Here is a 15,158-nt window from a genome sequence, read left to right on the forward strand (position 1 = left end):
GCGCGCTCCCGGAGCGCGCCGGGGTCGTCGCCATCCCGAACGCGGTCTTCTACGACCACCGGGAGGCGGGCGCGCCCTTCGTGCGGTTCGCGTTCTGCAAGCGGACCGAGGTGCTGGTGGACGCGGCGGAACGGCTCCGCAAGGCATTCGCGCACTGACCGCCGCCCTACGGGGAGCTTTCGCGCCGGAGGCCGCCCGGTCACGGCCGTCATTCCGGCGCTTGCCGCGCTACAGGGACAGACGTACAACTTCTTGCACGTGAAGGGATGGCCGATCGTGAAGACCATGACGTGTTCCGAGTCGCGCGCACGCTACGCCGAGGTGCTCAACGCAGTCACCGACGACCGCGAAGAGGTCGTCATCACCCGGGCCGGGCATGAGCCGGTCGTCATCGTCTCCCTCGAGGACTACGAGTCCCTGAAGGAGACGGCGTACCTCGCGGACATTGCCCGGAACGGCAACGAGGGATCGGCAAACCGGACCCGCTCAAGCACGGATTCCAGGGCTACTGGTCGCGCCGCATCAACGACGAGCACCGACTGATCTACAAGGCCGCCGAGGACGCCGTCCTGATCGCGCAGTGCCACTACCGCTACGAGAGCTGGCAGGACTCAAGGATCGAGCAGGCCCGCGATGCGCGTTCGGCAGCGCCACCCTGCGCAGCTCCTCCCGGCCGGTCGCGGCCTCCGTCGTCCAGCGGATGACGTTCCGGGCCGAGGCCGACGCCACCGAGCGGACGGAGTGCTTCCCTGAGCCGGCCGAGGCGCTTCCCTCAGCGATCAACCGACGCTGTCTGGGCCCTGGCCTGCTCGCCCTCACAATTCTCGTGGCCGGTACGTGGACTTTCCGCTGAGTACGCTGAGTACAGGGAAGCCGCGGTCGCGGGGGGGGGAGAGACGGGTTCGGCAGGACGCGGTTTCGGGTGTTCGTGCAGAGCGGTGACCTCCTCGACCATGCGGACGTTCGAGGGGTGGAGGCCGAGTCGGCGTTCCGCCCTGGACAGCCGACCACGAGCAGCAGGGGAAGCCATCGCGGAGGCCCCTTTCGCGCAGGCTCAGAAGCTTGTCAGCGTCCCCGGCAGGTTGAACGTCCGGGACGTCCCGTCGTCCAGGTTCACCACGGTCGCGGTGTTGTCCGAGACCATCACCCAGCCATCCCGCGTGTGCCGCAGCAGATACGAGTTGTCCATGCCCTTGACCGCCACGCGCCGCAGTTCACGCCCGCTCGTCCGGTCCAGCTCGATGAGGTCGCTGTCCTCCCCGCGGTTCACCGCGACCACGACGGCGTTCTTCGACGCCTGCACGGCATCGACCCGTCCGCCGTGCACACTCACCACCGTTGCCTCGTCCGCGTGCTTGAGGGTCACTTTCACCGTGGTTCCCCGGTTGTTCCCGGCGGGGGTACCGGCCAGGACCGGGGTGCCTGCCCGACATGCCAGTTGCTGCACCTGCACACCGCCGGCCCCGCCGGCCTGCCTGGTCCTGCCGGTGGTGAGGTCGAGCACACTCACCTTCGTGTCGGATCCCTGTCCGGTAGCCAGGCACACCGTGTCGCTGGACGGATCGGACGCCGCCAGCGTGACCGATCCCGGCACCCGCACGTCCCGGACCTTCTTCCACGTCTTCGCATCGCGTACCAGCACACTGGTGGATTCGCTGTCCGCCGTGGCAGCGCCCTGATCGCTTCCGGCGCTTTCGGAGGAGCCGTGAACGGCCGCGACCAGGCTCTTGCCCGGCACGAGTTCACGCAGCCGCTCCGTAGTGTCATCGTCCTTCTCAGCCAGGGCGTGCCCGGCGGTGTCCAACGTGAAGAGCCGGTCCGGACGCTTTCCCTTGCGGGGCGTCGACAGCCACCATGTCCCGTCGGCCAACTGCACGAGCTGAGGAGCCTGCACGTCGTCGTCGCCGTCCTTCTGCGGCACAACAGCCAGCGCCTGCGCGTGGTGGGCCTCGGGATCGATGCCGACCAGCACTGTGTGTCCGGCGACGCTCGCCGTCACAAAGGTCTGCGATCCCTTCCAGTCCGTTCCCAACTCCACATCGTCGGAACCGGAACAGGAGGCCAGCAGGGCAGCGGACACCGCGAGCGCGGCGTACGACATCTTGCGCAGCATCACAGGGATCACCAATCCTTCATGGCTTCGGTGGGGGACATGCGCGCGGCACGACGTGCCGGGAGCACGGCGCCGGCGGCTACGACGACAACTGTGGCGACCGACAGCGAGATCAGCGTCGACGTCCCCGGCAGCGGCACCGCGTCGCGCACATACGGGGCGATGTCTCCGATACGCCGAAGACCGGCGGCCGCCGCGCTGGAGGCGCCCACCGCCAGCACCACACCGGCCGCGGCCGCCACCACCCCGGCGATCGCCATCTCCGCCACGAGCATGCCCATCACCGAGCGGCCACGGAAACCGACTGCCTTGAGAATGCCCACTTCCTGGGCCCGCTGCCGCCCCAGTGCACCCGTCACCGTGACCGCGCCGGCGAAGGCGAGCACGCCCAGGACGCCGAGCAGTACGTTCCCGGTCAGCCTGACCAACCGCAGCACTCCGGGAAGCGCCTGAAGCTGCTGCTGCAAGGTGACGGCCGGGTAGTTCATCCTCTGCACGGCCTTGAGCACGCCCGGTACCTGAGAGGCACTGTCAGCCACCACCGTCAGCTGATCCCAGCCCGACGTGCGCAGATAGTCGTCGGTCGTCTTGCCGGCCGCGGCCGCCGCCCACTTCACCACGGTGGCGTCGTCCGCATACGCGACGTCCAGGCCGTCGAACTGCCAGCTCGGGTCGTACAGGCCCACCACCTTCACCCGGTCACTCACCGTGTCCCCCACGCCGGGCCGCACATATCGGTGCGCGTCCACCGTCACCGTCCTGCCCACCATCGAAGACAGGTCCACCCCGTGTGTGGAGGCGGGGAAGACCACCTCTCCACGGTGCAGCGGGAACAACTGCTTGCGTACCGACTTGACCACGGGGGGCGTCAGCGCCTCGCGGTAGGTCGTCGCGTACAGCAGATCGGCCCCCTCGGGGTTGTCCCGTACCGGCATGGACACCTGAAGCCTGTGCTGGACCGACTCCACGTGAGCGATCCCCGCCAGACGCTTCTCCGTCGCCTCCGTCAGCCGAGCCGTATCAGGACCCCCGTCCGGCGAGTCGACCGTGACCGACCGGTTCGCCGTCGACTCCCCGACCTTGCTGGTCGTCGTCCCCTGCGCGTTCGAGGCGATCCCGATCGCGCTCAGGCACACCGCGCCGACAACCGCGACCATCGCCACCAGCCCCAACAGCCGCCTGCGCAGCGCCTGTACGTTCCACCACGCCACCTGGAACAGGTTCACAGCTCACCCTCCCGCGAACCCCGGGAGTGCGCCCAGGAGCGGCCGTTGGTCTCGTCCTGTGCCGAAAGAGCCGCGTCCCGGCCCAGTCGGTGAACGATGTCGGCCGCATCCGCGACCGCCTGGTTGTGCGTGACGACCAGCACTCCCCGCCCGCCTTCCGCCAACTCCCGGAACAAGCCCAGCAACAGGGCCTCGCTCTCGGTGTCCAGGTTTCCGGTGGGTTCGTCGGCCAGCAGCAGCGGTGGATCGTTCACCAGCGCCCGGGCCAGCGCCACGCGCTGCTGTTCGCCCCCGGACAGCTCGCCGGGCCGGTGCTCGCACCGGTCTCCCAGCCCCACGCGCTCCAGCAGACCGCGCGCCCGGGCCTCTGCCTCCCGGCGCCTGCCGGTGTACGGAAGCAGGACATTGCGCAGGGCGCTGTGCTGCGGCAGCAGGTTGTAGGACTGGAAGACGAACCCCAGACGTCGGCGCCGCAGGTCCGCGAGCGCGCCGTCCGACAGGCCGCGGGTATCGCGGCCCTCCAGATCCACCCGGCCGGTGTCGGGTTTCGTCAGCAGCCCGAGAATGTGCATGAGGGTGGATTTACCCGATCCGGAATGTCCGACGAGCGCGGTGACACATCCCGCCGCGACAGCAAGATCGATGTCTTGGAGGACGTCGACCCGCTGGCCGCGCAGCGTATAGGACTTGCCCACCCCACTCGCCGTCAACAGCGTGCTCAAGGAGGTTCTACTCACTTTCTGTATCGAGGAGTCGTACGAGTTCTGTCTCAAGGAGTCCTGAGGAGCCCTACGAGGGCAGAGCCCCGAGCTTTCCGTCCAGTGCCTTGTCCAGGTCCCACACCGCCAACGTCGTCTTGAGGTCACAGCCGGGCTCGTCATCGGGTCGGTACAGGCCGGGCAGCCCCGGGCAGCCCCTGTGCGCCTTGAACTGACCGGTGAGGTGTTCGACGAGGGACTCGTCGGCATGGCCGCCGAGCAGCAGGTAGGCGCGGATGATCACCGCACGGTCATAGACGCTTGCGCGAGGCCCCGGGTCGTCTGCCCACCGCCTGAGCGCGTCCGCGGTCAGCCAGCCGGGTATCCGGTCCCCCCGGCCGTCCTGGTGCAGGCCGACCACCAGCGTGGCGGCCGCCTGCGCACCTTCCAGACCGTCAACACTCCAGCGCGTGACGGAGGGAACCGGTACCGGTACGCCGGACTCCGCGCAGTTCCACACCGCACGCTGCCAGTCCGCCACGTTGTCCGCGGTGACCGTGGCCGGCACCGTCGACGGATCCTGGCACAGCGCGGCCTCCTGACGGGAAAGCGGCTCACCGCCGGCGCTGTGATCGAGCGTGGCCATGGTCAGCCGTGCGGCGCCGTCGCGGGGTGCGTCCTGGGAGCCGGCCTGTTTCTCGGCCGCGGCCAGCAGACGTTTGTCCCGCACAGTCCATCCGGCCACGCTCCGCAGCCGCTGCACGAACAGCGACGCGTCGGGCGTGCCGAGGTAGGAGGACGGGTCACGCACCGTTCCGTCCGGCATGCGCTCCCGCTCCAGGCGGCGGGTGACCGCCGGGAACGCCCTCTGGGGGCTGCCGGTGGCGCGCAGGATGTGCACCAGGCTGTAGAGCTGCTCGTAGTCGAGGCTTTCGACGTTGTGGGACAGGGCCTGCTGCCATGTCTTCCGGTTCACCTGCGGCTTCTCGCCGGCCGACTCCTGGAGCAGTACGTAGTTGTACGTGTCCTCCAGCAGGGTGGCGCGTTCCTGGTCCGGCCGCTCGGTGAAACCGCTCGCGTCCGGAGCCCGCATGGACGTCAGGGAGGCGGGGACGGGCTTGCCGAGCAGATGAAGGCAGCGTGCCAGGACCGCGGCATCGGCCAACGTAGGCTTGCTGCCTGCCAGTTGGGCAAGCCAGCGGGCCGTGGCCACCTTGTCGGCAGCAGGAAGCTCCCCGAGGGATCCAGTGGCCGCCTCCACCTCCAGCGCGGCCCAGGTGGCACCGAGGCGCCCTTCGTCGCTCTTCTCCTCGAGCGCGGGATCTTCGTACCACCCCGTGCCGGTCCGCAGTTTCTCCACGCTCCGCGCGTCGCCCGGCCCCAGTACCCCCGACACCCCGGCGTCGCGCAGAGGGACAAGCCAGTACCTCCCCCACAGCGCAGAGGTCGTGACCGCGTCGGAGCGCAGCGCCGCGGCCGTCTTGGCGTCTACGGTGACCTTCGGCTTCGCGCCGGTCTCCGCCAGGATGCGCAGCGCGTAGGACTGGGCTTCGGGGCTGCCGCGCTCTTCCCTCAGGAAGGGGTGGTAGTACAGACCGTTGGCCTGGCTGACGAGGGTCTGGAAGTAGGCCGGTTCCGTGCTTTCACGGTGGCTGCCCTGCGAGGTGCAGGACGCGGCCAGCATCATGACGCAGGCCGAGGCAGCCGCCCACGTCGCCTTCCTCGCACCTTTCCTGGCGTGAGACATGCTTGTTCTCCCCCGTAAGCGAACTCTGCCCCCGCCAGGAGGCGGGGGCAGAGACGGTCAGCTGGTGTGCGGCGTCAAGCGCGGATCAGGAGGCGCCGGCGTAGACGCACTTCTCCGTGAACTTGATGCGGCTGGTGATCTGGGCCGAGCCGCAGGACTTCGTCGACACGTACACGGTCAGCCTGCTGGGCTTCATCTGGCCGTAGGTGTCCGAGATCCACTTGTGCCCGCCGTAGTTCTTCCAGCGGACCGTGCCTTGCGACCTGCTGTTCATCGTCAGCGTCGCCTCAGGGTTCTTCGAGATCGTGAGGGAGACGCTGATTCCGTGAGCGGCCAGGATGGCCCGGTTCTGCACCCACTGGGCACTGTCGTGGGACCTGCCCTTGTACAGCTTGGTCGACGCCTTCCAGTCGCAGGCGGTCACGTACGCGCCACAGTGCCAGGCGTTCACCTGCATCTTGTGGCCGCCCGGGATGCTCCAGCTGCTGGAGGCCGACGTGGCGTGCGCGGGCGCGGCCGAGAACAGCAGCGCGCCGGCGGCCACCGCGGCGGCGCCGCCAGAGGCCAGACGCGAGAGGTTACGCATGATTTCTCCCCGTAGAAGTGGAAATACTTCCTTGACCATGCGCCCGGCACCGCAATCGGCACCCGCACGCATGTTCAACAGATTTCTACGGCCTCGCCACGCCCGTCACCATCGCACCTTCGGGCACCCTGCCCTCCAGGGCTACCAGCCCAACTCAGCTCAGCTCAGCTCCGCTTCGCGCACGTCTTCTGCTTCGTCAGACCCGATACGATCCCGGACACCTTCCCGATGACGGCGTCCTGGTCCTTGATCTGCTGCGACACCGTGACCTCGGCCGCAGGACTACGCCCGTACGACAGAACCGTCTTCACCCCGTCGTGAGTCTTCCTCGCGTTCACGACCCAGTCGACGCCCTTCACCGACGTGCACGAAGCCGACTCCGGAACGTCCGAGATGTTCCCGCACCGGAGAACCACATCACCGTCTCCCCACACAGCCGTCCCCTTCTGGTCGGAATCGCTGCGCTTGTAACCCCCCAGCTTCTGTGGCGCCTTGCCCACCAGACCGGAGCACGCGGCACTGTCACCCCCCGGAGCCCCCGACACGTTGTAAGAACGTGACGAGGCCCCGCAGGCCGCAAGAGCGGCGGCACACACGGCGATCACACCGGCCTGTGCCAGACGCCGGGCAGAGGTCATCTCCATGAGTCATCCCTTGTCCAGGTAACGCAGCTATGGGTTCTCTTCGGCGAAGGCCGCCCGGGGTCAGTCCTCGCGGACGCTGAGCAGGTCACCGGGTTGGCAGTTCAGTTCGTGGCAGATGGCGGTGAGGGTGGAGAAGCGGATCGCCTTCGCCCGGTCGTTCTTCAGGACGGAGAGGTTGACCACGGTCACCCCGACCCTGGCCGCCAGTTCGGAAAGGGTCATGCCGCGCTCGGCGAGCAGCCGGTCCAGGTGGACCTGAACACGGTGTTCGTCCTCTGGCGGCATCAGACCAACCCCTCGGTGTCGGCGCGTAGCTTCGTGCCGCGCCGGAAGACCTCGCCCAGGGCCAGGATGAGGAAGGCGAGCAGGACGTACTCGCCGGTGAAGGTGACCGAGAAGGGGATCTGTTCGGCCATGGGGGTGCCGCTCACCAGCGCCTGCGTGGTGAGCGCCGGCAGCACTGGGGAGAGGACAGCCTGCACCAGCACCGTGAGCCCTATGACGCTCAGACGGCGGGCGTTCTTCGGCACGAAGACGTCGCCGTCGCGCAGGGTCCTGGCCATCTGGACGAGGAGGGCCAGGACGAGGAGCAGCAGCAGGCTGCCGATGACGTCCGGCAGCGCGAGCAACAGGCGTCGGCCCAGGTCGGGATGGGCGAAGACGAGGTCGGCCCGGTGGGTGCCGGTGAGGGTCATGCCGTGGCCCGCCACCGCGTCGGTCACGGTGCCCGGTACCTGGGTCGTGGTCGCGGTCTTGACCTCGCGGCTGTCCACCGGGTCGATGAGGCCGACCACCCCGAGGACCGGGACCAGCACCCCGAAGACGCCGACGAACAGAGTGGCCAGGCCCAGAGCCACCTCGAGCAGTCGGTTGTCGGTCCGGCTCCACCAGGACTTCGTACCCATGGTTCCCCCTGTCGTCCGCAGCGCGCATATCGCTTATCGATAGTATCGATAAGCGATATGCGCGCTGTCAAGCTCAGGGTGTGACGGCGGGCCGGACGGGCCTCACGGGAGGAAGGCGAACGGGATCCTCAGGGCCGGTCGGTGAGGCTGCCGTGATGGGCGTAGGCATAGAGGGCCGCTTCAGTGCGGCTGGATACTTTGATCTTGGTCATGAGGTTGGTCAGGTGTGCTTTGACGGTGCGTTCGGCGATGCCGAGCCGACGGCTGATCTCGCGATTGTCGGCGGCGTAGCCGAGCAGGGTGAGGACTTGGCGCTCCCGGGGGGTGAGGGAGGGGATGGCGTGGAGGTCCCCGGGAGTGGGAGGAGCGGCTGGGATCGAGCTGAAGTCCTCTTGTGGTCCCGTTCTCTGGTTGTCCGTCGTGCGGTAAGTCACAGCGGTGGTCTCCCCGTTCGTTTCTGTCTGACCGCTCTAGCCGGTTGTCCCCTTGCTTTTGTCGGACTGCTTGCCTGCCGGGGTTTCGGCGCCGGGCGGCCGTTGTGGCGGCACCGTGGTCTGGTCGATCGGGCTGCGGTGCCGCACGATAGTGCCCCCTGCACGGCGCGCCTCCATGCCGATACGGCTGGCAAATACCTTGTGGGCAGCGGCCGTTGGGGTCGCTCCCCGCGCCCGGAGACGCCCCATCATGGGGCAGGGTGGTTAGTAAACGATCGATAAGAGCCCAAGTAAAGGGAGTTGAGGCAGTGTTGAGGTTGCCTCACGGGCAGATGTCCTTCAGTGCGATGCCCGATCGTCCAGTACCGCACGACGGAGCCACCGCCCCCGACCTGCGGATTCCGGTGCCTTGATTCCCTACACCACCTGACGGGACGCCGTCCCGGTTCGCCTCACCGTGGGGCGGTCCCATGAGTGCACGAGAGAGGCGTCACCTGGGTGACGGGCACGCCGGGCCTCGTCACCGCCGTACGGTCGGCCAAGCAGTTCCTGACGTACGTGGCGTCGGGGCCGTTCCAGTACGCCGTGGCCGAGGCGCTGGCGCTGCCGGACACGTACTTCGAGGCGTTCCGCGCGGACATGCTGGCCAAGCGGGACGTGCTGGCGGCCGGGCTCACGGAGGCGGGGTTCAAGGTCTTCCAGCCGGCGGGCACGTACTTCATCACCACCGACATCCGGCCCCTCGGCGAGTCCGACGGCTTCGCCTTCTGCCGCGCGCTCCCGGAGCGCGCCGGGGTCGTCGCCATCCCGAACGCGGTCTTCTACGACCACCGGGAGGCGGGCGCGCCCTTCGTGCGGTTCGCGTTCCGCAAGCGGACAGATAAGTTGCGCGAGGCAAGCGAGAGGCTGGCTGAGCTGCGGAAACAGTGACGAGACGCCGTCCCCACAGCGCACGGACGGGGTTGCACTGGCCGCAGCGGCTCCTCAGCGTCCGGGGTAGTCCAGATCATCCTGGGCCGTCAGCAGGGGTGTGGACCCCTCCGACCAGTGGTTGACCCAACCGCAGAGCCCGCAGGCATAGCGGCCGTTCACGCCGTGCACCTCGGCACCGCAGTCATGGCACATAGTGGCCGTGATCTCTTTGCGTGCCAGAGCCTCGGTCGTATCAACGACGGGCATGGTTTCCGGCTGCTGTTTCTGCGCCATGCGAACACAGTACGGGCGGGGTCGGGACGTAACCCGAGGACCACCCGCACTGATTCGAGCAGTTCCACGACCCGTTCGGCCCCTGGATCGCTGCTGCACCACAGTTACCGCATGTCATGTTCAGTCCTCCGCGATCAGTACGCGTCGTCTGTCTGTCGTGCTGGAGGAGGCGGCGAAGCGGCTCAAGGCGGCCTGGTGGCACAGGGGCCCAGAACGGTGGGGACGGCGCGCCGAAGTGGGGGAAACCGCACCGCTCAGGCGTGTAAAGCTCGCAAATACCCCGTAAGGGACGCACAGTTCGGGTGTGACCCACGCCAGTACCCTTCCGGCCCCCGCCGCCCCGAAGCCCGGTGACGGGGGGCACGGCCGCCCGGCGCGCCCCACGCACGGCCTGCCCCCTGTCGCGCACGCGCTGGCCCTGTTCGCGACGGCGCGACTCGTCGGCGTTCTCGTGCTCGCCGGAACCGCCTGGGCGGGCGGCAAGCACCCCGTCGCCCTGCTCGGGCGGTCCTGGGACTCGCTCTGGTACCTGGGGATCGCGGCGCACGGCTACGAACGCACCCAGTACTTCAGGCCCGCCGTCGTCCACAGCGACCTGGCCTTCTTCCCGCTGTATCCGGGGCTGATCCGCGCCGTCACCACGCTGACCGCGCTGAGCGGCGGCGCGGCGGGACTGCTGGTCGCCTGGACCGCCGCCGCGGTCGCCGCCTGCGGGATCTACGCGATCGGGGCCCGGCTGCACGGCCGCGCCGTCGCCACCATGCTGGTCCTGTTGTGGGGCCTGCTCCCGCACTCGATCGTGCTGTCCCTGGCGTACACCGAGCCCGTCCTCACCGCCTTCGCCGCCTGGTCGCTGTACGCGGTGCTCACCGGGCGCTGGCTGTGGGCGGGCACGCTGGCCGCGCTCGCGGGCATGTCGCGGCCGAACGGGCTCGCGGTGGCCGCGGCGGTGCTGGCCGCGGCGGCGTGCGAGGTCTGGCGGCGGCGCGGCCGGGTTTCCCACAGGCTGTGGACGGGCGCCGCGCTCGCGCCGGTCGGCTGGGGCGGCTATGTGCTGTGGGTGGGCCGGCGCAAGGGAGATCCGTTCGGCGGCTATTTCCAGGTGCAGCGGCTGTGGGGCTCGCGCTTCGACTTCGGCGCCGGTTCGCTGCGCTTCGTCCAGCATCTGCTGACGCACGGGGACCGTTTCGTGTTCCCGATGACGATGGTGGTCGTGGCGGCGGCCGTGCTGCTGTACGGGCTGCTGATCGCGGACCGTGCCCCGCTGCCACTGCTCGTGCACAGCGGGGTACTGCTGCTGATCGCGCTCGGCGGCTCCGGGTTCTTCGAGTGCAAGCCGCGCTTCCTGCTGCCCGCGTTCCCGCTGCTGCTGCCGCTCGCCCGGGCGCTGGTCCGCACGGCAAGAGCCCGGCCCTGGCACGCCGTCCTGGTGGTCGGCGCCCTGGCCGGGCTCTCGTTCGCCTACGGCGCATATCTGGTCGTCATCGCGCACACGCCGCTGTAAGAGCTCCGAACAAAATGAGCGCCCGGCACGCGACGCCCGGCACGCGAGCTGATCGGACTCTCATTTTGTTCGGAGCTCTAAAACCTGGTGGGAGGACTACTCCTCGTCGTCGTCCTCGGGCTTCTCCTCCGCCTCGTTGACTTCCTGCTCGAGGCCGAGCTGCTCGACGAGCCACTTGTCGAACTCGATGGCGGCCCGCACCCAGCTGACCGTCGACGAAACGAAGTGCTCGAGGGCGACGCCGGTGCCGATCAGCATCTGTGCCTCGCCGATCAGGCGGACAGTGCCGTCGTCATGCGTGTGGCTGTAGACCTTCGGCCACAGCGTGCGGCGGTTCCAGTCGTCGATGGACTCCAGCAGAGTCGGCTTCTCGTCGATCTGGTGCGGCCGGTCGTAGAACGTCCGCACCGAGAAGACCTGCTGGTCCCCCTCGCCGCGGAACATGAAGTACGTACGGAACTCCTCCCACGGCGCCGCGAGGTCACCCTCGTCGTCGACGACGTACTTCAGCTCCATCTGGTCCAGGAGCTGCTTCACGAGGTCCTGATCCGGGACGACGGGGCCCGCCGGTCCGCCGGGCTGCGGCTCGGGCTGGCCCCCGAAATTCGGAATCGAGGACGGGTCGATGCTCACCGTGTATTTCCCTTCGTACGGATGCTGCCATCCTCCCCCATCACGGGCGGTCAGTGGCAACCCCCACAGGCAAAGGCACGGACACCACCACCGGGAGTGTGTATCCGATGCGGCCAGTGACGACGGCGCCGCCGGGACCGGCGCCGTCGACCGCTGAAATCAGCCCGTCCGGGCTACTGCGCGACCCCCACGATCAGGCCGTCCCCGAATGCGTCCACCCGGACCGTGTCGCCGTCCTTGACCTCGCCCGCCAGGATCTCCTTGGCGAGCCGGTCGCCGATCGCGGTCTGGACGAGGCGGCGCAGCGGCCGGGCCCCGTAGGCCGGATCGTTGCCCTCGTCCGCGAGCCAGGCCAGGGCCGCGTCGGTGACCTCCAGGGTGATCCGGCGCTGGGCGAGCCTCTTGGCCAGCCGGTCGACCTGGAGCCTGGCGATGCGCTCCAGCTCCTCCATGTTGAGGGCCGAGAAGACCACGAGGTCGTCGAGGCGATTGAGGAATTCTGGCTTGAAGGAGGCCCTCACGACCTCCAGGACCTGCTGCTTCTTCTCCTCCTCGGAGGTCAGCGGCTCGACCAGGCTGTGCCCACTCAAGAATTGGCTGCCCAGGTTCGAGGTCAGGATGAGGATGGTGTTGCGGAAATCGACCGTACGGCCCTGTCCGTCGGTGAGCCGTCCGTCGTCCAGCACCTGGAGCAGGATGTCGAAGACCTCCGGGTGCGCCTTCTCGACCTCGTCGAGCAGGACGACGCTGTACGGGCGCCGGCGCACGGCCTCCGTGAGCTGGCCGCCCTCCTCGTAGCCGATGTACCCGGGCGGGGCGCCGACCAGCCGGGCGACGCTGTGCTTCTCGCCGTACTCGCTCATGTCGATGCGGATCATGGCCCGCTCGTCGTCGAAGAGGAAGTCCGCGAGGGCCTTGGCGAGTTCGGTCTTGCCGACGCCGGTCGGGCCGAGGAAGAGGAACGATCCGGTGGGCCGGTCCGGGTCGGCGATTCCGGCGCGGGTGCGGCGTACGGCGTCGGACACGGCCTGGACGGCCTCGCTCTGGCCGATGAGGCGGCGGCCCAGCTCCTCCTCCATGCGCAGGAGCTTCTGGGTCTCGCCCTCCAGGAGGCGCCCGGCCGGGATGCCCGTCCAGGAGCCGACCACGTCCGCGATGTCGTCGGGGCCGACCTCCTCCTTGACCATGGTGTCCCTGGCGGCTTCCTCCTCCGCCTCGGAGGCCTCCTCCAGGTCCCGCTCCAGGGTGGGGATCTCGCCGTAGAGCAGCTTGGAGGCGGTGTCGAAGTCGCCGTCGCGCTGTGCCCGTTCGGCCTGACCGCGCAGCTCGTCGAGCTTCTCCTTCAGCTCGCCGACGCGGTTGAGGGACTGCTTCTCCTTCTCCCAGCGGGCGGTCAGGCCCCGCAGCTCCTCCTCCTTGTCGGCGAGGTCGCGGCGCAGCTTCTCCAGACGCTGCCGGGAGGCGGGGTCGGTCTCCTTGTCGAGGGCCAGCTCCTCCATGCGCAGCCGGTCCACCGCGCGCTGGAGTTCGTCGATCTCCACGGGGGACGAGTCGATCTCCATGCGCAGCCTGGAGGCGGCCTCGTCGACGAGGTCGATGGCCTTGTCGGGCAGGAAGCGGGACGTGATGTACCGGTCGGAGAGGGTGGCCGCGGCGACCAGCGCGCTGTCCGCGATCACGACCTTGTGGTGGGCCTCGTAGCGGCCCTTGAGTCCGCGCAGGATCGCGATGGTGTCCTCGACGGACGGCTCGGCCACCAGGACCTGCTGGAAACGGCGCTCCAGGGCGGGGTCCTTCTCGATCCGCTCGCGGTACTCGTCGAGGGTGGTGGCACCGACCATCCGCAGCTCACCGCGGGCGAGCATCGGCTTGAGCATGTTGCCGGCGTCCATGGCGGAGTCGCCGCCCGCGCCCGCGCCGACGACCGTGTGCAGCTCGTCGATGAAGGTGATGATCTGCCCGTCGGAGTCCTTGATCTCGGCGAGGACGGTCTTCAGCCGCTCCTCGAACTCACCCCGGTACTTCGCCCCGGCCACCATGGCGCCGAGGTCGAGCGAGACGAGCCGCTTGTTCTTGAGCGACTCGGGCACGTCGCCCTTCACGATCCGCTGGGCGAGCCCCTCCACGACGGCGGTCTTGCCGACGCCGGGCTCACCGATGAGGACGGGGTTGTTCTTGGTGCGCCGGGACAGCACCTGCACGACCCGGCGGATCTCCTGGTCCCGGCCGATGACCGGGTCGAGCTTTCCGTCGCGCGCGGCGGCGGTGAAGTCCGTACCGAACTTTTCGAGCGCCTTGTACTGGCCCTCGGGATCCGGGGTCGTCACCCGGCGTCCTCCCCTGCTCTTCTGGAACGCCTCAAGCAGCTTCTTCGCACTGGCGCCCTGCTGGGAGAGTACGTCGCCGCTCGGGCCGCCCTTCGCGGCGATCCCGATGAGGAGGTGCTCGGTGGAGAGGTACTCGTCCCCGAGCTCCTTGGCCTTGTCGGCCGCCTCGGCGATGACGGCGAGCAGTTCGCGGTTGGGCTGCGGGGGCGCGACCGTGGACCCGGTCACGCTGGGCAGGCCGGCGAGGACGCGCTCGGCCGCGGCCCGTACGGCGGCCTGGTCGGCGTCGACCGCGGCCAGCAGGTCGGTGATGTTCTCGTTCTCCTGACCACCGAGCAGCGCGAGCAGCAGGTGGGCAGGGGTGAGGTCGGGGTGTCCCTCGGACACGGCCCGGCTGGTGGCCGCGTTGATCGCGTCCCGGCTCCTGTTGGTCAGCTCGGCGTCCACGTTCGCGTTCTCCTCCTCAATACGACCCTGATGTACGGACTGACTCAACCAACGTACACAAAGTTGAGTCTATTCCACTCAAGAAAGGCCGGGAAGCCATGGCACTCACGGGTGGGGATACATTTCCGACCATGAGCGCATACCCGGTGGACCCGCACGATCCCGACCCCGCGTACCTCGCCTTCTGGCGGGAACGCCATCTGTGCACCCTCACCACCCTCCGGGCGGACGGCAGCCCACACGTCGTGCCTGTCGGGGTTACATACGACCCCGAGGCGGGCCTGGCTCGGGTGATCACCAACAAGTCCAGCGCGAAGGTGGGGCACGTGCTGGCCGCGGGGGCGCAGGGGGCACGCGTCTCGGTCTGCCAGGTGGACGGGCGCCGGTGGGCGACGCTGGAGGGACGCGCGAGGATCGTCGCGGACCCCGCGCGTGTCGCGGAGGCGGAGCGGCGGTACGCGGAGCGGTACGGGAGGGTGCCCTCGCCGAACCCCGACCGGGTGGCGATCGAGATCACGTTGACCTCGGCGATGGGGCACGGCTGATTTCAGCCGTTGTGGAGATGGCATGGAGATGGGCGGATACCTGGATCTTTCGCCCAAAACTGCAGCGGGGGGGACGGGGTCTAGTGGGCGGTTGTCGGCGCGGGGGGGGGCTAACAACACCAGGTACAAAAAAACTCGGAGTA

General features: G+C 68.8%; 16 protein-coding genes and 2 pseudogenes. 6 read left to right on the forward strand and 12 right to left on the reverse strand.

What is annotated here, in order from left to right; genetic code table 11:
• From ACFVWD_RS54085 to ACFVWD_RS54095, 3 genes and pseudogenes are all read left to right on the forward strand, one after another.
• Nucleotides 1-158: pseudogene (locus ACFVWD_RS54085) on the forward strand (aminotransferase); the annotation flags it as partial.
• Nucleotides 159-276: 118 nt separating this feature from the next.
• On the forward strand, nucleotides 277-543 hold the full coding sequence (locus ACFVWD_RS54090; RefSeq protein WP_389606197.1) for a type II toxin-antitoxin system Phd/YefM family antitoxin: 267 nt from the start codon (nucleotides 277-279) through the stop codon (nucleotides 541-543).
• Nucleotides 522-704, forward strand: coding sequence for a hypothetical protein (locus ACFVWD_RS54095; RefSeq protein WP_389606212.1), 183 nt, complete (start codon nucleotides 522-524; stop codon nucleotides 702-704). Before ACFVWD_RS54090 ends, ACFVWD_RS54095 begins: the two co-directional genes overlap by 22 nt.
• 350 nt (nucleotides 705-1,054) lie before the next feature.
• On the opposite strand, the gene ACFVWD_RS54100 is transcribed toward ACFVWD_RS54095, so the two are convergent.
• The 9 genes from ACFVWD_RS54100 to ACFVWD_RS54140 form a co-directional block, all read right to left on the reverse strand.
• On the reverse strand, nucleotides 1,055-2,125 hold the full coding sequence (locus ACFVWD_RS54100) for a hypothetical protein (RefSeq protein WP_389606199.1): 1,071 nt from the start codon (nucleotides 2,123-2,125) through the stop codon (nucleotides 1,055-1,057).
• On the reverse strand, nucleotides 2,122-3,339 hold the full coding sequence (locus tag ACFVWD_RS54105; protein ID WP_351295031.1) for an ABC transporter permease: 1,218 nt from the start codon (nucleotides 3,337-3,339) through the stop codon (nucleotides 2,122-2,124). The genes ACFVWD_RS54100 and ACFVWD_RS54105 overlap by 4 nt, the downstream gene beginning before the upstream one ends.
• Nucleotides 3,336-4,034, reverse strand: coding sequence for an ABC transporter ATP-binding protein (locus ACFVWD_RS54110; RefSeq protein ID WP_389606201.1), 699 nt, complete (start codon nucleotides 4,032-4,034; stop codon nucleotides 3,336-3,338). The genes ACFVWD_RS54105 and ACFVWD_RS54110 overlap by 4 nt, the downstream gene beginning before the upstream one ends.
• A gap of 94 nt (nucleotides 4,035-4,128) precedes the next feature.
• The gene (locus ACFVWD_RS54115; protein ID WP_389606202.1) at nucleotides 4,129-5,784 is read right to left on the reverse strand and encodes a hypothetical protein; all 1,656 of its coding nucleotides are present in this window, start codon (nucleotides 5,782-5,784) and stop codon (nucleotides 4,129-4,131) included.
• 85 nt (nucleotides 5,785-5,869) lie between these two features.
• Nucleotides 5,870-6,370, reverse strand: coding sequence for a hypothetical protein (locus ACFVWD_RS54120; RefSeq protein ID WP_389606204.1), 501 nt, complete (start codon nucleotides 6,368-6,370; stop codon nucleotides 5,870-5,872).
• Nucleotides 6,371-6,534: 164 nt separating this feature from the next.
• A complete protein-coding gene (locus ACFVWD_RS54125; protein ID WP_067374156.1) occupies nucleotides 6,535-7,014 on the reverse strand; it encodes a DUF3515 family protein in 480 nt (159 codons plus the stop codon).
• Nucleotides 7,015-7,074: 60 nt separating this feature from the next.
• Nucleotides 7,075-7,299 carry a helix-turn-helix domain-containing protein gene (locus ACFVWD_RS54130; RefSeq protein ID WP_389606205.1) on the reverse strand — a complete coding sequence of 75 codons (225 nt, stop codon included), beginning with the start codon at nucleotides 7,297-7,299 and terminating at the stop codon, nucleotides 7,075-7,077.
• Nucleotides 7,299-7,919, reverse strand: coding sequence for a DUF2975 domain-containing protein (locus ACFVWD_RS54135; protein ID WP_388395510.1), 621 nt, complete (start codon nucleotides 7,917-7,919; stop codon nucleotides 7,299-7,301). Before ACFVWD_RS54135 ends, ACFVWD_RS54130 begins: the two co-directional genes overlap by 1 nt.
• A gap of 128 nt (nucleotides 7,920-8,047) precedes the next feature.
• On the reverse strand, nucleotides 8,048-8,353 hold the full coding sequence (locus ACFVWD_RS54140) for a helix-turn-helix transcriptional regulator (RefSeq protein ID WP_351295017.1): 306 nt from the start codon (nucleotides 8,351-8,353) through the stop codon (nucleotides 8,048-8,050).
• Between the two features lie 489 nt (nucleotides 8,354-8,842).
• On the opposite strand from ACFVWD_RS54140, the pseudogene ACFVWD_RS54145 reads away from it, so the two are divergent.
• Nucleotides 8,843-9,283: pseudogene (locus ACFVWD_RS54145) on the forward strand (aminotransferase class I/II-fold pyridoxal phosphate-dependent enzyme); the annotation flags it as partial.
• A gap of 54 nt (nucleotides 9,284-9,337) precedes the next feature.
• Here ACFVWD_RS54145 and ACFVWD_RS54150 read toward each other — a convergent pair.
• A complete protein-coding gene (locus tag ACFVWD_RS54150; protein WP_389606206.1) occupies nucleotides 9,338-9,559 on the reverse strand; it encodes a hypothetical protein in 222 nt (73 codons plus the stop codon).
• A 304-nt stretch (nucleotides 9,560-9,863) separates the two neighbouring features.
• Here ACFVWD_RS54150 and ACFVWD_RS54155 point away from each other — a divergent pair, with 304 nt between their 5' ends.
• Nucleotides 9,864-11,063: a hypothetical protein gene (locus ACFVWD_RS54155; protein WP_389606207.1), complete on the forward strand. Its 1,200-nt coding sequence runs from the start codon at nucleotides 9,864-9,866 to the stop codon at nucleotides 11,061-11,063.
• Nucleotides 11,064-11,159: 96 nt separating this feature from the next.
• Here ACFVWD_RS54155 and ACFVWD_RS54160 read toward each other — a convergent pair whose 3' ends face one another.
• Together ACFVWD_RS54160 and clpB are read right to left on the reverse strand one after the other, a co-directional pair.
• A complete protein-coding gene (locus ACFVWD_RS54160; RefSeq protein ID WP_067374173.1) occupies nucleotides 11,160-11,696 on the reverse strand; it encodes a YbjN domain-containing protein in 537 nt (178 codons plus the stop codon).
• 173 nt (nucleotides 11,697-11,869) lie between these two features.
• Nucleotides 11,870-14,470, reverse strand: coding sequence for an ATP-dependent chaperone ClpB (clpB, locus tag ACFVWD_RS54165; protein WP_389606209.1), 2,601 nt, complete (start codon nucleotides 14,468-14,470; stop codon nucleotides 11,870-11,872).
• A 131-nt stretch (nucleotides 14,471-14,601) separates the two neighbouring features.
• Here clpB and ACFVWD_RS54170 point away from each other — a divergent pair, with 131 nt between their 5' ends.
• The gene (locus tag ACFVWD_RS54170) at nucleotides 14,602-15,015 is read left to right on the forward strand and encodes a pyridoxamine 5'-phosphate oxidase family protein (protein WP_389606211.1); all 414 of its coding nucleotides are present in this window, start codon (nucleotides 14,602-14,604) and stop codon (nucleotides 15,013-15,015) included.
• The last annotated feature ends 143 nt before the right edge of the window (nucleotides 15,016-15,158 follow it).

This window comes from Streptomyces sp. NPDC058086, assembly GCF_042885015.1.
Classification (GTDB): Bacteria; Actinomycetota; Actinomycetes; order Streptomycetales; family Streptomycetaceae; genus Streptomyces.